At 70.8% G+C, this 17879-nt stretch carries 17 protein-coding genes; 9 read left to right on the top strand and 8 right to left on the bottom strand.

What is annotated here, in order from left to right; translation table 11 throughout:
* Positions 1 to 40 precede the first annotated feature (40 nt).
* From UN84_RS03945 to UN84_RS03965, 5 genes are all read right to left on the bottom strand, one after another.
* The gene (locus UN84_RS03945; protein ID WP_046077795.1) at positions 41 to 481 is read right to left on the bottom strand and encodes a nuclear transport factor 2 family protein; all 441 of its coding nucleotides are present in this window, start codon (positions 479 to 481) and stop codon (positions 41 to 43) included.
* Positions 482 to 550: 69 nt separating this feature from the next.
* Positions 551 to 1966, bottom strand: coding sequence for a deoxyribodipyrimidine photo-lyase (gene phrB / locus UN84_RS03950; protein ID WP_046077794.1), 1416 nt, complete (start codon positions 1964 to 1966; stop codon positions 551 to 553).
* A gap of 12 nt (positions 1967 to 1978) precedes the next feature.
* The gene (locus UN84_RS03955) at positions 1979 to 2890 is read right to left on the bottom strand and encodes a MerR family transcriptional regulator (protein ID WP_046077793.1); all 912 of its coding nucleotides are present in this window, start codon (positions 2888 to 2890) and stop codon (positions 1979 to 1981) included.
* 95 nt (positions 2891 to 2985) lie between these two features.
* Positions 2986 to 3360, bottom strand: coding sequence for a sirohydrochlorin chelatase (locus UN84_RS03960; RefSeq protein WP_046077792.1), 375 nt, complete (start codon positions 3358 to 3360; stop codon positions 2986 to 2988).
* A complete protein-coding gene (locus tag UN84_RS03965) occupies positions 3357 to 4412 on the bottom strand; it encodes an NAD(P)/FAD-dependent oxidoreductase (protein ID WP_046077791.1) in 1056 nt (351 codons plus the stop codon). The genes UN84_RS03960 and UN84_RS03965 overlap by 4 nt, the downstream gene beginning before the upstream one ends.
* A gap of 95 nt (positions 4413 to 4507) precedes the next feature.
* Between UN84_RS03965 and UN84_RS03970 the strand changes: the two genes are divergently transcribed.
* Positions 4508 to 5413: a TIGR01777 family oxidoreductase gene (locus UN84_RS03970; RefSeq protein WP_046077790.1), complete on the top strand. Its 906-nt coding sequence runs from the start codon at positions 4508 to 4510 to the stop codon at positions 5411 to 5413.
* Between the two features lie 260 nt (positions 5414 to 5673).
* Here UN84_RS03970 and rapA read toward each other — a convergent pair whose 3' ends face one another.
* Positions 5674 to 8613 carry an RNA polymerase-associated protein RapA gene (rapA, locus tag UN84_RS03975; protein WP_046077789.1) on the bottom strand — a complete coding sequence of 980 codons (2940 nt, stop codon included), beginning with the start codon at positions 8611 to 8613 and terminating at the stop codon, positions 5674 to 5676.
* A 362-nt stretch (positions 8614 to 8975) separates the two neighbouring features.
* A complete protein-coding gene (locus UN84_RS03980) occupies positions 8976 to 9776 on the bottom strand; it encodes a TlpA family protein disulfide reductase (RefSeq protein WP_046077788.1) in 801 nt (266 codons plus the stop codon).
* Positions 9777 to 9889: 113 nt separating this feature from the next.
* On the opposite strand from UN84_RS03980, the gene UN84_RS03985 reads away from it, so the two are divergent.
* Both UN84_RS03985 and UN84_RS03990 read left to right on the top strand, forming a co-directional pair.
* A complete protein-coding gene (locus UN84_RS03985; RefSeq protein WP_046077787.1) occupies positions 9890 to 10120 on the top strand; it encodes a hypothetical protein in 231 nt (76 codons plus the stop codon).
* Positions 10121 to 10247: 127 nt separating this feature from the next.
* Positions 10248 to 10700, top strand: a complete 453-nt coding sequence (locus tag UN84_RS03990; protein ID WP_046077786.1) for a universal stress protein — start codon at positions 10248 to 10250, stop codon at positions 10698 to 10700.
* A gap of 7 nt (positions 10701 to 10707) precedes the next feature.
* Here the strand turns inward: UN84_RS03990 and UN84_RS03995 are convergent, their stop codons facing one another.
* Positions 10708 to 11901, bottom strand: coding sequence for a GAK system CofD-like protein (locus UN84_RS03995; RefSeq protein WP_046077785.1), 1194 nt, complete (start codon positions 11899 to 11901; stop codon positions 10708 to 10710).
* A 149-nt stretch (positions 11902 to 12050) separates the two neighbouring features.
* Between UN84_RS03995 and UN84_RS04000 the strand changes: the two genes are divergently transcribed.
* Genes UN84_RS04000 through UN84_RS04025 form a run of 6 tightly spaced genes read left to right on the top strand, consistent with a single transcriptional unit; the run spans position 12051 to position 17839 of the window.
* Positions 12051 to 12536 carry an NUDIX domain-containing protein gene (locus tag UN84_RS04000; protein ID WP_052719240.1) on the top strand — a complete coding sequence of 162 codons (486 nt, stop codon included), beginning with the start codon at positions 12051 to 12053 and terminating at the stop codon, positions 12534 to 12536.
* Positions 12517 to 14157: a phosphotransferase gene (locus UN84_RS04005; RefSeq protein ID WP_046077784.1), complete on the top strand. Its 1641-nt coding sequence runs from the start codon at positions 12517 to 12519 to the stop codon at positions 14155 to 14157. The genes UN84_RS04000 and UN84_RS04005 overlap by 20 nt, the downstream gene beginning before the upstream one ends.
* On the top strand, positions 14150 to 15043 hold the full coding sequence (locus UN84_RS04010) for a GAK system ATP-grasp enzyme (RefSeq protein ID WP_046077783.1): 894 nt from the start codon (positions 14150 to 14152) through the stop codon (positions 15041 to 15043). The genes UN84_RS04005 and UN84_RS04010 overlap by 8 nt, the downstream gene beginning before the upstream one ends.
* A complete protein-coding gene (locus tag UN84_RS04015) occupies positions 15040 to 16140 on the top strand; it encodes an HprK-related kinase B (protein ID WP_052719238.1) in 1101 nt (366 codons plus the stop codon). The genes UN84_RS04010 and UN84_RS04015 overlap by 4 nt, the downstream gene beginning before the upstream one ends.
* A gap of 2 nt (positions 16141 to 16142) precedes the next feature.
* A complete protein-coding gene (locus UN84_RS04020) occupies positions 16143 to 17120 on the top strand; it encodes an NUDIX domain-containing protein (protein ID WP_082090794.1) in 978 nt (325 codons plus the stop codon).
* Positions 17117 to 17839 (top strand): histidine phosphatase family protein, encoded by a 723-nt coding sequence (locus UN84_RS04025; protein ID WP_046077782.1) that lies wholly within the window; start codon positions 17117 to 17119, stop codon positions 17837 to 17839. Before UN84_RS04020 ends, UN84_RS04025 begins: the two co-directional genes overlap by 4 nt.
* Positions 17840 to 17879 lie beyond the last annotated feature (40 nt).

Genomic DNA, 17879 nt, shown 5'->3' on the forward strand with positions numbered 1-17879 from the left:
GCAGCTACGCGGGAGGCGGCGTTGCGGTTTCAGCCGCCCTTCAGCCTCCCGCGCGACGCTTGAGCCAGCGGATCGCCGTGCCCAGCAGCGGCACCCGCTCGTAGAGCAGGGCGCCGGCGTCGAAGTAGTCCCGGTGCTCGCGGACCCGTCCCGTGTCGTCGCCGGCGAAGAGCAGCCGCGAGGCCCCTTCCACCGTGATCTCCCGGCCGCCGTCCAGGCGGCGGTGAGCCAGATGCATCGTCCAGGTCACGAAGGCGGTGTCGCCTTGTCGCTGGCGATCGTGGAAGACGAATCGACACGCCGTGACGTTCTCGTACAGGCTGGCGAAGTAGGCTTCCAGGGCCGGCAGGCCGTCGATGCGGTGCAGCGGGTCGGCGAATGCGATGTCTGGAGTATATATCTTGTACAGATTTTTTGTACAGGATTTGTCCAGCTTGTTGTAGAAGGCGCAGAAGGCCTCTAGGTCCGGGTCCGGTGACATGACGGTCTCCGTGGAGGGAGAAGAAGCGAGGGGCGAAAGTGGGTGGAGCGGCCGGGATAAGCGCCCGCTTCAGGCAGCGGGCAGGTTCTTGAAGGCGTCCAGCGCCCGGGCGCGGGCGGCCTTGTGGTCGACGATGGGCGCCGGATAGTCGACGCCGCTCAGCAGGTCGTTGCCCGGGGCGTGGCGGGCCTTGGGCGACAGCTCGGCGAGCTCGGGCAGCCACTCGGCGAGGAAGCGGCCCTCCGGATCGAAGCGCTGGGACTGGGTGGTGGGGTTGAAGATGCGGAAGTAGGGCGCGGCGTCGGTGCCGGTGGAGGCCGCCCACTGCCAGCCGCCGTTGTTGGCGCCGAACTCGCCGTCGACCAGGTGACGCAGGAAGAAGGCTTCGCCGCGGCGCCAGTCGATCAGCAGATGCTTGGACAGGAACATGGCGGTCACCATGCGCAGCCGGTTGTGCATCCAGCCGGTGGCGACGAGCTGGCGCATGGCGGCATCGACGATGGGGTAGCCGGTGCGCCCCTCGCACCAGGCCCGGAAGCCGGCCTCGTCGTCGCGCCACGGCAGTGCCTCGGTGTGACGCTGGAAGGCGCGGTGGCGGCACACCCGCGGGAAACCGGCGGCGATGTGCTGGTAGAACTCGCGCCAGATCAGCTCGCCGACCCAGGCGGTGAAGCCGGCGTCACCGTCGGCCAGGGCGCCGTCGTTCTCGGCCATCACCGCCTGCATGCACTGGCGATGGGAGATCATGCCCAGCGCCAGGTAGGGCGACAGCTCGCTGGTGCCGCGGATCGCCGGGAAGTCGCGCTGGTCGTCGTAGTGGCGGCCGCGAAAGCGCAGGAAGCGCTCCAGGCGATCCGCGGCCGGGCCCTCGCCGGCGGGCCACAGGCGGCCGTCGACCGGCGTGTCCTCGAGCTCGGGCAGCTCGGGGATGGGGTCGGCATCGACCGACAGTCTGGCCTGGGGCTCGGGCGCGTCCTGCAGCGCCAGCCGGTCGGCGGTGATCGCCTTGTGCCAGGCCTTGGCGAAGGGCGTGAAGACACCGTAGACGTCGCCCTTGCCGGTCAGCAGCTCGCCCGGGGCGAAGGCCACGGCGTCGCGATGGCCGTGGGCGGCGAGACCGGCGTCCTCGAAGGTCTCGATCACCGCCGCGTCGCGGCGCGCCTCGTCGAGCGGGTACTCGCGGTTGAAGTGAATCGCCTCGGCGCCGAGCTCCCGGGCCAGGGCGAGCAGCGTCGCGGGGGCCTCGTCGAAGGCCTCGATGTCGCGATGCAGCAGCGGAATGTTGAGCCCGGCCAGCGACTCGGAGAGCGCGGCGACGCCGCGCCGGGTGAAGTCCAGCTTGTTGGCGCCGTGGCCGTGGGCTTGCCATTGTGGCAGGCAGCGCAGGAAGACGCCGATCACCGGGCCGCGGCGGGCCGCGGCGGCCAGGGCGGTGTTGTCGTGGATGCGCAGGTCGCTACGGAACCAGACCAGGGTCGGGGACATCGGTGTCTCCGTTCAGGCGGCTTGGGTCAGGGAGTGCAGGCGTGTCATGGCGTGGCTCAGGTCGTCGCCGAGCAGTTCCACGCCCGAGGCGTCGAGGTCGGCCGCGCGAATGCGGGCCACCGGGCCGCACAGGGCCACCGGCACCTCGAGCTGCTCGGCCAGGCGCGGCAGCTGGCGGCGCACCAGGTCGGCGCGCTCTGCGCGGCCACTGGCCAGCAGCAGGGCGGTGGCGTGGAAGCGCTCCACGGCCAGCGGCAGCTCCTGTGGCGGCAGCGCGGCGTCGAGCCACTGCACGCGATAGCCGCGATCGGCGGCGGCCAGGGCGGCCAGCAGCCCCCACAGCGGGCCGTCGTCGGGCAGCGGCACGATCAGCAGCGTGGAGCCGCCGGCCCGGGCGTTGGCGTGATACAGCCGGGTGCCGATGCGGGTGCGCAGGAAGGCTTCCAGAGTGCGGCGCTGCAGGTCGGCGCCCAGGCGGTCGTCCCAGCGCTCCTCCAGCTCGCGCAGCACCGGCTGCCACAGCTCGTCGAGGCAGGTGGCGACCGGATAGAGGGCCAGGGCCTGGTTGAACAGCGCCTCCAGGCGCTCGAGGTCCAGCGCCTCGACGGCCTTGATCAGCTGCTGGCGCTGGCTCCCCCAGTCGCCGGCGGCGGGCGGCGGCGCCTCCACGATCTCGGGCTGTTCCAGCAGCTCGCGGACCTGGCTGACGGGCACGCCGCGGTTGAGCCATTGCAGGATGCGCTCGACGCGGGCGATGTCGTCCTTGGCGTAGAGTCGGTGGCCCTTGGGGGTGCGCTTAGGCTGGATCAGCCCGTAGCGGCGCTCCCAGGCGCGCAGGGTCACGGCATTGACGCCGGTCAGGCGCGAGACTTCGCGGATCGGATAGAGCGGCGCATCGGCCGGATGGTTCGCCTGATCGCTCATGCGGGCCTCTGCCTCGGTGGTGAGATCGGTGACGGAAGGGATGGGGCTTCAACCACCAATTTTGTACAAAAAGCAGTCGATGTACAACACGGCCGTCAGTCGCTCTCGCCGGCCCGCTCGGCGATCACCGCCGCCAGGGCCTCGACGAAGGCCGGATGCTCGCCCACCGGCGGCAGCAGCGTCAGCTGTACCTCGGGGTGCGCCTCGCCGAGGGCTTCGACCTGGCCGGGCACGTCCTTGCGCAGGTGGCGGCCGGCGGCGAAGAACAGCGGCAGGATCTCGGCGTGCTCGACGCCCTCGGCCGCCAGCTCGGCCACGGTGTCCTCCAGCGAGGGCGCGCAGATCTCCATGTAGGCCAGGCGCAGCGGGGTCGCAAGCCGGGCGGATAGCTGCTCGGCCAGGCGCTCGAAGGGCGCCCGCCAGTTAGGGTCGCTGGAGCCGTGGGCCATCAGGATCAGGGCATTGCTCATGTCGGGAAATCTCCGCGGTCGGGAAGGGGATGGCGATGGCATAGCGCCTCGCCCAGGTGGTGGCCGGACAGCCAGGCGTCCTCGATGCGTCCGCCGCGCCAGCCATCGCCGCACAGCGCCAGGCCGGCGTCCGTCAGGCGATGGTCATGGCCCGGCGCCACCGCGCCGGGTTCGGCATAGCGCCAGCGGTGGGCGCCCCGCGCCTGTACCGCCGGCAGGCTGGCGGCGGGGCGGAGCGTCTCGAGCGCGTCGTTCAGGGCGCCGAGCAGGTCCACGGCCACGGCATCCGGGGCGTCCTCGAGCCGGCGTTCGCTCCAGTCGAGATCGGCCAGCAGGGTGATGAGTTCGGGCGCACCGCCGCGGCCGGGCTTGGTGCGGTGGCGGACCACGCGCTTCAGCGGGCCCGCGTCGAACTGCAGCAGCGGCCAATTGGCCTCGGCGCCGGGCAGCGTGAGTGGCGCCTCGAGACGGGCCCAGGCCGCCCAGCAGGCGCGCTGGGGCACCTGTCGGCATTCGCTTGCGAGCTCCGGCGCATGGGGGGCGATCAGGCCCTCGGCCTGAGGCGTGGGCAGCGCCAGGCTCACCGTGGCGAAGGGGCCATGCGTGGTGCCGCGCTCGTCGATGAGCCGCCAGTCGTCACCTGCGCGCGCGAGCGACACGATGCGGGTGCCGGTGTGCAGGGGCAGGCCGCAAGCCAGCTGGCGCGTGACCGCGCTCATCCGCGGCGTGCCGGTGTAGCGGGGGTGGCCGTCGGCGCGCCGCGCTGCCCGGCCCGCTTCCAGCCGCCACAGGGCGTCGGGCCAGGGCGCGGCCACCCCGGCCTGCACCCAGGCGGCCACCTGTTCGCGGAAGGCCGGATGGGCGGCGCGAAAGCTCTGGGCGCCGAGCTCGATGGCGCCGTCCTCGAGCCGGCGACTGGACATCCGGCCGCCGGGGCCGCGACCCTTGTCGAACACGGTGACGTCGTGGCCGGCATCCGCCAGCGCACGGGCGCAGGCCAGGCCGGCGATACCGGCCCCGATCACGGCATGGGAAGGGGGCGTCGAGGTCATGTCGGGCTCATGCAGTCAACGGGGTTTACCGCTAGACTAACAGACGTGTACAAAACCTGTATAACACTTGCTCGACGCCATCCAAGGAGACCGGAATGCGCATACTGATCACCGGAGGCAGCGGATTCGTCGGCCAGGCCCTGTGCCGGCGACTGATCACGGACGGGCATCGGGTCCAGGTGGTGTCGCGAGACCCTGCCCAGGCGCGGCTCAAGTTGCCGGAGGGCATCGACGTGCGTCGCTCGGCGCTGGACTTCGTCGATACGCCGCCGGAGGCGCTGGTCAACCTGGCCGGCGAGCCGATCGCCGGCAAGCGCTGGAGCGAGGCGCAGAAGGAGCGGCTGCTGGATTCCCGTCTTGGCGCCACCCGCGAGCTGGTGCAGCTCTGCGAGCAGCTCAAGGCGTCGCGCGGGCACGCGCCGTCGGTGATGGTCTCGGCCTCGGCCATGGGCTACTACGGCGACCAGGGCGACACCGTCGTCACCGAGGAGACGCCGCCCCACGACGAATTCGCCCATCGCCTCTGCCAGCGCTGGGAGGAAGCCGCCGAGGGCGTGACGGCCTTCGGCACCCGGCTGGCGATCCTGCGCCTGGGGCTGGTGCTGGACGCCGGCGGCGGCATGCTGCAGCGTATGCTGACGCCCTTCAGGCTGGGGCTGGGCGGACGCCTGGGCGACGGCACCCAGTTCATGCCCTGGGTGCATCGCCAGGATCTGGTGAGCGCCATCCTGCTGCTGCTCGAGCGCGACGATCTGCAGGGAGCCTTCAACGGCAGCGCCCCGCATCCGGTCACCAATGCCGTCTTCACCCGCCTGCTGGCGCGACACCTGCATCGCCCGGCGCTGCTGCCGGTGCCGGCCAAGGTGCTGGAGATCGGCCTCGGCGAGATGTCGCGGCTGCTGCTGACCGGCGCCGACATGCGGCCGGCGCGCCTGGAGGAGGCGGGCTTCGTGTTCCGCTTCCCGACCCTGGAGGAGGCGCTGACCGATATTCTCGGCTAGAGAAACGCTGAAATCAGCGCGCCCCTCTCGTATCTCCATGTCCTGAAACGACGAGCCCCCGCCGGCAGCGTGCCGGTGGGGGCTCTTGATATCTAAAGGCCGATTGCGTCGGGATGAGCTTTCGGCGTCAAGGCGTCACGAGGGCGCTATGAACCCATCCATGGGCGCTTCTTTGGCCATCCATGGCCAAAAAACCCTCGTGCCACCTTGTCCCCTGCGCTCATGCCAGCTGCTGTGGCGACGGCTCGAAGGGCTAGGGCCTAGCGCGAGTTCTCGTCGATGGTGACGATGACCCGCACCGCGTCCAGCCGCAGCCGGGTGCCCTCGATGGCGGCGTCCAGGGCGGCGCGCTCCTCGCGCAGCGCCGTCAGCTCGTCCTCGCGTACCGCGGGGTTGCGGCGGGCCAGGGCCTCCAGGCGGGTCAGCTCGGCGTCCAGCGCCTCGCGCATGCGGGCCTGGGCGGCCTCGACGATGGTCGGCAGCTCGCGCTCGGCCTCGGCCTCGGCGCGGTCGAGCAGGTCGCGGAGCTGCTCGTGGCGGCTCTTGATCAGGTCGCGGGCGGCGGCCTTCTTGACCTTCTGCAGGTTCTTCGACAGCCCGGTGAAGGAGACCTTGGCGGTCAGGTTGGCGCCGGACTCGTCGAGCAGCACGCGCACCGCGGTCGGCGGCAGGAAGCGGTTGAGGTGCAGCCGCTTGGGGGCCGGGCAGTGGGTGCGGAACACCAGCTCGGCCATCAGCCGGCCGCCGGGGATCGACGGATGCTTGAGCAGCGCCAGCGCGGTGTTGCCCATGGTGCCGTCGAGGATGCGGCCCATCATCTCGCGGGTCAGCGGGTGCTCCCAGGACAGGCGCTGAACGTCGTCGCGCCCCAGGGCGCGCTCGCGGGAGAAGGTGGCCGAGAAGCCGTCCTCGCCCTTCACCAGCCCCGGCAGGCCGTCGAGCATCTGCGGGCCGGGCTTGAGGTGCTGGATGTCGTTGCCGATGTCCTTGGCATCCACGCCGAAGATGTCCAGTGCCTGGTCGATGTAGCGGCGCAGGGCGCGGTCCTCGTCGAGCTCGCGGATCGCCTCGATGGTCTGCTCGGCGCGCTCCGGGCGGCAGGCGTTGAGCTCGAGCAGGCGGTTGCGGCCGGCGTCGCGTTCGGTCATGCGGCGGTCGAAGAGTTCGCGGGTGTCCGCGATCACCTCGTCCAGGCTTTCCTCGTCGAGCAGGGCGTCGGCCAGGGCGTCGCCGAAGGCGTCGAACAGTTCGCCGCCCAGGCCGTGGGGCGCGCCGAAGGCGTCCATGCCCTCCTGATACCAGCGCAGCAGCTGCTCGCCGGGGCTGGCGGCGAACACCGGCACGTGCAGCTCGATGGCGTGGCGCTGGCCGATGCGGTCGAGGCGGCCGATGCGCTGCTCGAGCTGGTCCGGGTGCAGCGGCAGGTCGAACATCACCAGGTGGCGGCAGAACTGGAAGTTGCGGCCCTCGGAGCCGATCTCCGAGCACACCAGCACCTGGCAGCCGTCCTCGTCGTCGGCGAAGGCCGCGGCGGCGCGGTCGCGCTCGACCAGGGTCAGGTCCTCGTGGAACACCGGGGCCTGCACGCCGCCCAGCACGCGCAGGCCGTCGGCCAGGCCCTGGGCGGTCTCGCGGTCGTGGGCGATGACCAGGATCTTGTCGTCGCCGAGCTCGGTGATCCGCTCCAGCAGCCAGGTCACGCGCGGGTCGAACTGCCACCAGGGCTCGGCGTTGAGCGGGTCGTTGGCCAGCGCCTGGTACATGGTGTCCAGATAGACCAGCACCTCGGGGTGGTCGAGGCCGGTCTCGATCAGCAGCTCGTCGAGGTAGTCCTCGTCGCGGCCCAGGCGGCGTAGCACCCGGCGGTAGGCGGAGGGCAGCTCGAGGCGGTCGACGTGCAGGCGACGCTCGGGGAAGCCGCCGACGTGGCGGCGGCTGTTGCGGAACATCACCCGGCCGGTGCCGTGGCGGTCGAGCAGCTGCTCGCGCAGCTGGCCGCGGGCGGCGGTGCGCTGGTCGTCGTCGCTCTCGGCGTCGGCCAGGGTGGCGAGCAGCGCGGCGCTGTCGGGGTCGTCGCTGACGGCGGCCACGGTCTCGCGGTCGGCGGCCTCGCCGGGCAGGCGCTCCAGGGCGTCGATGGCGGTGGCCACCTCGGCGTAGTGGCGCTCTTCCTCCTGGAAGGCCTCCAGGCTGTGGTAGCGATCCGGGTCGAGCAGGCGCAGGCGGGCGAAGTGGCTGGCCTGGCCCATCTGCTCGGGGGTGGCAGTCAGCAGCAGCACGCCGGGCACGCTGGCGGCCAGTCGCTCCACGCAGGCGTAGCCGGGGCCGACCTCGCCCTCGTCCTCGCTCCACTCCAGGTGGTGGGCCTCGTCGGCGATCAGCAGATCCCAGTCGACGGCCTCGGCCTGGGCCTGGCGATGCGGGTTGGCGAACAGCCAGTCCTGGCTGGCCAGCACCAGCTGGCCGGCCTCGAAGGGGTTGCCGTCGCCCTGGGCCTGGCTCTGCTGCTCGTCGAGCAGGGTGACCTCGAGCGAGAAGCGGCGCAGCAGTTCCACCAGCCACTGGTGGGTGAGGCTCGCCGGCACCAGGATCAGGGCGCGCTCGGCGCGGCCGCTGAGCAGCAGGCGGTGCAGGATCAGGCCGGCCTCGATGGTCTTGCCGAGTCCGACCTCGTCGGCCAGCAGCACCCGCGGCGCCTGGCGCCGGGAGATCTCGTCGGCGATATAGAGCTGGTGCGGGATCAGGTCGATGCGCGGGCCGGCCAGGCCGAGCGCCGGGTTCTGCTCGGTGCGATGGTGGTGGTGCAGGGTGCGAAAGCGCAGGTCGAACCAGTCGTTGCGGTCGACCTGGCCGGTCAGCAGGCGGTCGCGGGCCTGGTCGAACTGCATGGAGTCGGCCAGCCGCGCCTCGGGCAGCTCGCGGATCTCGCCCTGGTCGTCCTCGCCGATGTAGACGATCAGTCCTCGGGACTCCTTGCTGTCGTCGACGGTCATCTCCCAGCCCTCGGCGCACCGGATGCGGTCGCCGCTGCCGAAGATCACCCGGGTCAGGGGGGCATGCTGGATGCTGTAGGTCCGGGTTTCCTGGCTGGCGCCGAAGAGGACGGTGATGCTGCGCGCGTCGCAGTTGAGGATGGTGCCCAGGCCGAGTTCGGCCTCGCCATCGCTGATCCAGCGCTGACCGGGAGAGAAGTCGCTCATGATGCCTCGGGGGATGCTAGGGATCTGGTCTCGTGCCGCGGGCCACACCCGACCCTCGGCGACAGGGCGCGGTATCTTACAGCAATCCCCGGCGCGGCTTAAGAGGCTTCCCGGGGTTTCCCCTAGCAATCTCGGTTCGCCTCGGATGATGTCTCAATCGTCGGCAAGCCTGCGAGCGGGGCCGGCCTTCCGGAAACGCACGAATACTTCCCTGTAGCTCCCGGCGCCCTGCGGCGCTCTCGCGTCCCGCTACGCTTGCAGGACCGGTGCTGGCCCTCCATGGCCAGCCCGTTCGGAGGAATCCTCCTCACCTATAGCGCAGGAGTTCCTCTACGGCTTGCCGACGTGGTCGGAACTGGTGCCTACTCCGCGTCCAGCCAGCCATCGAGGGTCGCTCGGGTCAGCTCGCCGACGTGGCGCTCCCGGGTGCGGCCCTCGGCGTCGAACAGCAGGGTGGTGGGCAGTCCCGGGGCATCGCTGGCCACCATCAGCGACTGGCGCGGGTCGAGCAGGGCGTGCTCGAAGGTGAGTCCCTGGGCATCGAGATAGCGCGCCACCGGCAGCAGGTCCTCGCCCTGGTTGACCACCACCACGGTGACGTCGTCCCGGGCGTCGGCCTCGGCGAGCAGCGGCAGCTCGCGGCGGCAGGGCGGGCACCAGGTCGCCCACAGGTTGACGATGACCGGCTGGCCCGAAAGCTCGGCGAGATTGACCGGCTCGCCCTCGAGGTTCTCGAGCGTCAACTCGGGCAGGGCGCGAGGCGTGATGCCGCTGCCCAGCGGCGCCCAGCTCATCAGCGCCAGCCAGGCCAGGGTGGCGCCGATCGTCAGGCCCTGGGCGCCGAGCATGGCGGCCAGGCGGTCGCGCAGCGCCCAGGCGCTCCAGGCCAGGGCGGCGAGCAGGCCGAGCCACGCCTGATAGCCCGGCAGCCACAGCTTCAGCGCGTCCAGCGGCGCCGCTTCGTAGGCCGGCAGGTTCAGGGCCACGTGGCCGAGCCGCGCGCCGACCAGCCAGGCGATGATCAGGCCGTTGAACCAGCGCGCTCGGCGGGCGCGGGGCAGGCGCAGGGCCAGGGCGGCGGCGACGAGCAGCAGCAGAGCACAGGCCAGGGCGTAGAGGCGGGGCAGGGGAAGCAGCACGGGCCCGAGGGCGATGGCATCCATGAGGGCTCTCTCGAGGCAGGGTCGGCGCGTCGGGCCGGACCGGGTACACTGGGCGAATTGACCCCACCAAGCCTACTGTCGGCGGGCGGGGCTGTCATCCAGCGGGAGCACTCATGGCACGACAGGCCTTCGACACCCTGCGGGCCCTGGCCATTGCCAGCCAGGCCCTGGGCTTCATCCTCATCATCACCCTGGAAACTATGCTCGGCGACGCGGCACGCGTGTGGCAGGGCTGGACCCTGGTCGCCATGGTGGCGGTCGCGCTGTGGATCGCCCTGGTGCGCCTCTATCGTCGCAACAAGGCGCGCAAGGCCATGGCGCGTCGCCTGGCCGACGACGACTGAGCAAGGCCCGCGGCTTGATGTCCGTCAAGCTCACGGGCGATCCCCGGCCGCCTGCGCCGCCAGCGACTAGGCTGAAAGGACCGTGGGGAGCGGAGCGTTTCCCCTGATCCGCCTGCAGGAGGCCACCATGTATCAGTCCATCCTCGTGCCCGTCGACGGCTCCGAGCACTCCGCCAAGGCGCTGGGCGTCGCGGCGCAGCTGGCGCGGGGCTCCTCCGCGTCGCTGATCCTGCTAACCGTGGCCGAGTATCCGCCCGGTAACATGGGGCTGTTCACCGGCGGCATGCCCGAGCCCTTCACCGCGGACAACTGGAACGATATCGCCGACTCGCTGAAGGCCGACGCCGACGATGCCCTGCAGAAGGTGCGCGACGCCGTCGACCTGAGCGGCCTCGAGGTCGAGTCAGTGGTGCGTCAGGGCATGCCGGCCGAGACGATCCTCCATGAGGCATCTCAGCGCGGCGTCGACGCCATCGTGATGGGCAGTCGCGGGATCAGCGACATGCACGGCATGATCTTCGGCAGCACCTCGCACAAGGTCAGCCACGTCGCCGAGTGTTCGGTCATTACCGTAGCCTGACGCCCGCCTACACCAGCGACAGCAGGGCCGTGGCCAGCAGGTCGGGATCGTAGTGCGGCGTGCCGCTCTCGCCGATCAGCCGGGTGTCGATCAGAGTGATGCCGAGCTCTTTCAGGAAGGCGTCGGACAGCTCGCCGGGGTAGTCGCCGCGCGCCCGGTCGAGCAGCACGAAGTTCACCAGTTCGTGGGCGGGGCGGGCTTCGCCGATGTCGCGGCGCAGGGTATCGAGCAGCACGCTGATCTGCTGCTCCAGTCCCATGCCGGCCTGCTCGGGGTCGGGGCTCGAGTTGGGTATGAACACCTTGGGGCAACGGTTGGCGTGGATGGCCCGGCCGACGCCTTCCGGCAGCAGGTTGGCCAGCAGGCTGGAGTAGAAGCTGCCCGGCGGATAGCAGATCAGCTCGGCGGAGGCGATCAGCCGGCGGTTCTTCTTGCGCAGACTGGCGGTGACGGGCTCGTCGCGGTCGCGACTGGCCGAGAGCTCGAGGCCGGCGATGGGCGAGGTCAGCGGCGCGACCTCCTTGCCGGTGATGCGGTGCTGGCCCAGCACCCGGCGGCCGTCTTCCAGCGTGACCGCCAGGTGGTAGTCCTTGTTGACCACGGCGCGCACCGTGCCGCGCACGTGCACCAGCTTGGAGAACAGGAAGATGATCGGATCGAGCTGCTGGTGGTTGTTCAGGTAGCCGCCCGCCAGGATCAGGTTGCCGATGCTGGCGCCGCGCAGGTCGAAGTCAGCGGGCATCGCCTCGCGGAAGAAGCCGAGCTGGTGGCAGATCAGCCGGCGCATGGGGTTGGAGATGTCGTCGGTTAGCGGGTGGCGCCCGCTCACCAGCTCGTCGAGGGTCGCGCGCAGGGCCGACGGTTCGCCGTCCTTCGGCAGCCGGTGGGTGAACAGCCGGTAGACCTCGGGATGGCCGAGGATGGAGTCGTCGGCCAGCGCCATCAGCCGGCTGCGCAGGTCGCCGATGGCGGGCATGTGGAAGGCCTCGCGCAGCTTGGCGGAGCTGCCGCCGGAGTCGAAGGGCGTCACCAGGTGGATGGAGTTGTGGGTGTAGTGCTGCAGCCGCCGTGACACGCCGTTGAGGGCCGAGCCGCCGCTGAAGAACAGCAGACGCGGGCCCAGTTCCGGGGCCTTCTGGTAGCGCTGGACCCGCAGCGGGTCGGGCACCAGGGCGGTGCGGGTGACGCGAACGTCGACCATGCCGTCGATCTTCCCTGTGGCGGACTTTCGGGCTAGCTTGCCTGCTTTCGGCCACGGTGTCGCGGGCTTGAGTGGCGCGGGGCGTTGTCACAAATATGTCATATTTTTTGTGGCATGCTAACGATGTGTGACGTACGAGCGACTCGAACATGGCCGAGCTGATTCCCGGGGTGCGCAATTCGGCCAGAGCGCTGATCCTGCGCGACGAGCGCCTGCTTCTGCTGAGGAAGCAGGGCGACGTCTATGCCCTGCCCGGCGGCGGGCAGGACACCGGCGAATCCCTGGAGACCGCCCTGCAGCGGGAGTGCCGCGAGGAGATCGATACCGAGGTGCTGTCGCCGACCCTGGTGCGGGTCTGCGACTACGTCAAGCTCAAGCGCACCGAGCCGCCGCTGCGCCGACACCAGGTCGACTTCCTGTTTCTCGCGACCGTGCCCGATGACTACACGCCGCGTAGCGGTACGAGCCCCGACAAGCGCCAGCTCGAGGTGTGCTGGGTCGGGATCGATGCCCTTCCGCGGCTGGCGTTCTCCCCCTTCTATCTGGCCGATCTGCTGCCTCGCCTGGTGGGCGCCGGCGCGCTGCCGGCCGAACCACTCTATGCGGGCGAGTTCCATGATCCAGCGGATACCTGACAGCATCCAGGACAACCTGCGCTTTCTGTGCGTCGAGGTGGACTCCCAGCTGGCCAATCTCCAGGCCTTCTTCGCCACCCCGACCGCGGCCATCGCCCGGCGCGTCTCGGAGCGCGACGGCTACGCCCGCAACCTCAAGATGCGCATCCATGCCGACTGCGTCCGGCGGCTGTCGCGCAAGAAGACGGGCCAGGCGCGGCGGCGCATCCTGCGCAGCCTGGAGCTGGTGGCGACGGACCTGGACCGCCTCACCGAGCTGGCCCGCGAGGGCGTGCGCCAGCTGGTCGACGTCGACGATCCCGCGGTGCTGTCGCCGGAGGACTTCCCGCCGATGCTGGCGCTGGTGCGCTCCGGCGTGGCCATGGTCGAGGGCGCGGTCGCCGACAGCGACACCCAGCAGGCGCTGCAGATCGGCCGCCTCCAGGACACGCTGCACAAGCGCGTCCAGCAGCGGGTGGGCGACGGCGTCACCGCGCTCAAGCAGCGCGACAACAGCACCGAGGACCTGACCCGGGCGCTGTTCGTGGCCCAGACGATCCGCCAGATGGGCGACGTGCTGCTGCATCTCAGCGAGGTGATCATCTCGGCCAACCTGGGGCAGTCGATGAACTTCGAGCGCTATCGCTCGCTGCACTCGCTGGTCGAGGAGCTGGCCGATGGCGAGGACGAGGCCTTCAGCATGGCGCCCATCGCCGAGACCCGATCGGGCAGCAGCATCTCGGGCATCTCCACGGGCGATGACGACGACTACGTGGCGATCTTCAAGGACGGCCTCAAGCGCAAGGTCAAGGAAGAGCGCCAGGGGGTCGAGAGCTGGCACGAGATCTATCCCGGCCTGGCGCCCAGGATCCTGTCCTACAAGAAGCGCGGCCAGTCGGCGGCGCTGCTGATCGAGCACCTGCCCGGCCTCACCTTCGAGCACATCCTGCTCAACGAGCCGCCCGAGCTGCTCGACGAGGCCCTCAAGCGGCTCACCCGCACGCTGAAGTCGGTGTGGCAGGAGACCCATACCGACACCCCGGTCGCCGCCGGCTACATGCAGCAGCTCGAGAAGCGCCTCGGCGAGGTCTACAAGATCCATCCCGAGTTCCGTAGCAGCGGCGCGACGGTGTGCGGCGTCGACCTGCTCGGCTTTGATGCGCTGGTCGAGCGCGCCAGAGTCCGGGAGGCCGAGCTGGGTGCGCCGTTCTCGGTGTACATCCACGGCGACTTCAACGTCGACAACATCATCTACGACCCGCTCGAGCGGCGGATCAACTTCATCGACCTGCACCGCTCCAGCTACATGGACTACGTGCAGGACGTCTCGGTGTTCATGGTCTCCAACTATCGGCTGCAGATCATGGATGCCCCGCTGCGCCGTCGCATCATGGGCCTGGCCCAGGACTTCTATCGCACGGCGCGGCGCTATGCGACGTCCCGAGGCGACACCACCTTCGAGCTGAGGCTGGCGCTGGGGCTGGCGCGCTCCTTCGCCACCTCGACCCGTTTCATCCTCGACCAGTCGCTGGCCAGCCGCATGTTCCTGCGCGCGCGCTATCTGCTCGAGCGGGTCCTGGCGGCCGATCTGGAGAAGGCCGACCGTTTTCGTATTCCCATGAAGGAGATTTTCGTTGACTGACCCCAATCCCAGGATCGGCGTGGTGGGCATTCCCGGCAAGTGGTCCACCGAGGTGCTGGCCGACGCCATCGAGGCGCGGACCGGGTTTCGTGCGGTGATCGACCTTCAGCACATCAGCCTCGACCTGACCACCGGCCGCCTCGACCACCGGGGCCTGGATCTCGGCGAGCTGGACGCCCTGGTCGTGAAGAAGATCAGCGCCGAGTACAGCCCCGACAGCCTGGATCGCCTGGAGCTGTTGCGGGCGGCGGAGGCCCGGGGCGTGCGGGTGTTCAGCGGCGCCGAGAAGATGCTGCGGCTGATCAATCGCCTCAGCTGCACCCTCACCCTGCGCCACGCCGGCATCCCGATGCCGGAGACGGTCGTCACCGAGGACGTCGACAGCGCCTGCGAGGCCGTCCAGCGCTTCGGCGAGGCGGTCTTCAAGCCGCTGTTCTCGACCAAGGCCCGGGGCATGTGCGTGATCTCCGCCGGCCAGTCGCCGGAGGCGCTGCGCGCCGAGGTCGAGGCCTTCCGCCGCGACAATCCGATGATGTACCTGCAGCGCAAGGTCGAGCTGCCCGGCCGCGATCTGGGCATGGTGTTCGCCGGCGGGCGCTACCTCGGCACCTACGCCCGCGTGCCCCAGAGCGGCGACAGCTGGAACACCACCATCCACAGCGGCGGCCGCTACGAGGCCTATGCGCCCTCGGAGGCGCTGATCGACCTGGCCACTAGGGCCCAGGCGCCCTTCGGCCTGGACTTCACCACCGTGGACGTGGCCGAGACCCCGGACGGCCCGATCGTCTTCGAGGTGTCCGCCTTCGGCGGCTTCCGCGGCGCCCTGGAGGGCGCGGGTATCGACGCCGCCGGCGCCTACCTCGACCACGTGCTGAGCGAGCTATGAGCACCGCGAACGCCACGCCGGCGGCCCTGGCCGAGACGCTGATCGGTGAGGCCGAACTGCTCGAGCGTGCGCTGGTGCTCGACATGGGGCGGGCGACGCTGGCGATTCGCTCCAACTCGGCCGCGCTGCTCGATCGCCTCGGCGACTACTTCGCCCACTGCCTGGCGCCCCAGGCGTCGGCGACGCTCGAGGTGATCGCCATCGAGCGCGAGGCGCCCGTGCTGGACACCGCCTTCGTCGACTGGGCCCGCGAGCCCGGCAAGACCGGTCGCAAGGACAGCGTCCACGACCTGCCCGGCGGCCGGCTGGTGCGCAAGGTGCGCACCGGCATGGTGTTCCTGCAGAGCGCGCCGCACTGCATCGCGGCCGGGCCCTGCCTGGCCCACGACAACCAGGTGGTGAACTTCGTCATCGCCCAATACATGAATCACCTGCAGCGGGCGGACTGGCAGGTCTGCCACGCCGCGGCGCTGGTGCGCGACGGCCGGGCGCTGGCCATCGCCGCCTTCTCCGGCGGCGGCAAGTCCACCGCCATGCTGCACGCCCTGGAGCATCCCGCGACCGTCTTCCTGACCAACGACCGGCTGTTCCTCAAGCGCGAGGGCGGCGAGGTGCGGGCCGCCGGCGTGCCCAAGCAGCCGCGCATCAATCCCGGCACCGCGCTCCACAATCCCCGCCTCGAGACGCTGATCCCGGCCGCGCGCCGGGATCAGCTGAGGGCGCTGCCGGCCGACGCGCTGTGGGAGCTGGAAGAGAAGCACGACGTGCCCGTCGCCGCGCTCTACGGTCCCGATCGCCTGACTGATGAGGCGACCCTGGGAGGCTTCGTGGTCCTCAACTGGCGCCGCGACGACGCGAGCTCGCCGCGGGTCGCCGCCGTGGATCTGACGCAGCGTCGCGACCTGCTGGCGGCGATCATGAAGTCGGCGGGGCCCTTCTATCAGCGTGCGGACGGCAGCTTCCTGGCCGACGACGAGCCCCTCGACGAGGCCGCCTACCTGGACGTGCTGGCCGGCGTGCCGGTGTTCGAGGTCAGCGGCGGCATCGACTTCAATGCCCTGGTGGCGGGGCATCTCATTCCCCTGCTGGAGGGCTAGCCATGTCTCGCGAGCTGCTGTTGCTGCGCCACGGCAAGTCCGACGGGTCGGTGCCGGTTGACGATCTCGAGCGGCCGCTGAAGAAGCGCGGCAAGCTCGGCGCCCAGCGCATGGGCGCCTGGCTGGCCGAGCAGGGGCGGGTGCCGCAGCGCATCCTGACCTCGCCCGCCGAGCGCGCCCGGGCCACCGCCGAGAAGTGCGCCAAGGCCATGGGCCTGACCGTCGCGGCCGTGACGCTGGAGCCGGCGCTCTACGAGGGCGACCCCGAGGCGCTGGCGCACGTGGTGGCGCGCTGCCCGGACGATATCTCGCGGCTGATGGTGGTCGGCCACAACCCCGGGCTGGAGGAATTCCTCGACTGGCTCTCGCCCGAACCGCTTCCCGACGCGGAAGACGGCAAGCGACTGCCCACCGCGGCGCTGGCGCGCCTCGGCCTGGACGTCGCCTGGGCGTCGCTCGCCGCCGGCGGGGCGCGGCTGCTCGAGCTACAGCGCCCGAAGGTGCTGCCCGAGGGCTTTCCCTTCCCGTTTCCCGACGGCGCCGAGCGGCGCGAGCGGCCGGCCTACTACTACACCCAGTCCGCGGTGCTGCCCTATCGCTGGCGCGATGGCGTACTTGAGGTGCTGCTGATCGGCTCGAGCAGCAATCGCCACTGGAGCCTGCCCAAGGGCATCGTCGAACCGGGGCTTTCCCCCAAGGCCTCGGCGCTCAAGGAGGCGGGCGAGGAGGCCGGCATCGGCGGCGCGATCGCCGCCGTGGCGCCGGGCCACTATCGCCAGGCCAAGTGGGGCGCGACCTGTGAGGTGGCGCTGTTCGCCATGCGCGTCGACGCCGAGCAGCCGCAGCATGACCGCGAGGAGCCGCACCGTACCCGGCGCTGGTTCGCGCCCGAGGAGGCCGCCGCGGCGGTCAAGGGCGAGGCGCTGGCGAGCGAGCTGCGCGCGCTGGCGGCGCGTCTCCAGTCGGGAGGCGCGTCATGACAAATCGCACGCCCCGCACCATCGCGGCGCTGATCCGCCATGGTGACTATCACCAGCTGGCCGATACGCCGAGCGCCCACCAGCCCTTCCCGCTGACCGAGCGTGGGGAAGTCCAGGCCGCCGAGGCCGGTCTCGCGCTGGCGCAGACCCTGGCCGCCGAAGGCTGGCGCCTGGCCGAGACCATCGATGCCTCGCGCCTGCTGCGGGCCTGGCAGACCGCCGAGGGCCTCAAAGCGGCGCTTTCCTCGGCCGGCGTGCCGTGCGAGGCGGCGCCGCGGGTCGAGAGCTTCTCCGCCCTGGCCGAGCGCGGGCTGGGCTGCGCGGCGAACCTGACCGCGGCGCAGATCGCCGAGGTGGTCGCGGCGGACCCGCGCTGCGGCGAGCTGCCGGCGGACTGGAAGTCGAACAGCCACTTCCGGCTGCCGCTGCCCGGGGCGGAGTCGCTGATGGAGGCCGGCGAGCGCGTCGCCGAGCATCTCGAGTCGCGCATGGCCGCGCTGTCGGCGCAGGCCGGTCAGGACACGCTCAAGGTCTTCGTCGGCCACGGGGCCTCCTTCCGCCACGCCGCCCATCGACTCGGCGTGCTGGCCTTCGACGACATCGCCCGGCTGAGCATGTATCACGCCGCGCCGGTCTACCTGGAGCGCGACGCCCACGGCCGCTGGCATCATGTCGGCGGACGCTGGAAGGTGAGGGGCGGCGATGGCTACCACGACTAGCCCAGGCGCACCGGGGCGTCATCGAACCGTCACCTCGAGG

Origin of the sequence: Halomonas sp. HG01 (genome assembly GCF_000968715.2) — a bacterium.
Classification (GTDB): Bacteria; Pseudomonadota; Gammaproteobacteria; order Pseudomonadales; family Halomonadaceae; genus Halomonas; species Halomonas halophila.